We start from the raw sequence: 283 nt of genomic DNA, 5'->3' as shown, positions 1-283 counted from the left end.
GATGCTGAAGCGATTCGTGCAGGTAAAATGAAACCTACACAAATTGCCGCAGAAGATAGAGATTATTACTTAGAAAGAAAATACCCTGCATGTGGTAACTTAGTTCCTCGCGACGTAGCTTCTAGAGCAGCCAAAGAAGTTTGTGATGCTGGTCATGGAATTGAAGCTAATGATACTAATGAAGGTGTTTATTTGGATTTCTCTTCTGAAATTCAATCCAAAGGAAAGCAAGTAGCTTACGCCAAAGGAAATCTCAATCCATCTCAAGAAGAAATTACTACCT

At 38.9% G+C, this 283-nt stretch carries 1 pseudogene; it reads left to right on the top strand.

The annotated features are described in order from the left end of the window. Positions 1-283: pseudogene (locus WFZ86_RS20265) on the top strand (fumarate reductase/succinate dehydrogenase flavoprotein subunit); the annotation flags it as partial.

This window comes from Flavobacterium polysaccharolyticum, from assembly GCF_038739875.1.
GTDB classification, from domain to species: domain Bacteria; phylum Bacteroidota; class Bacteroidia; order Flavobacteriales; family Flavobacteriaceae; genus Flavobacterium; species Flavobacterium polysaccharolyticum.
Note: the sequence above shows the minus strand (reverse complement) of the source record. Positions and strands in the feature narration are given on the sequence as shown.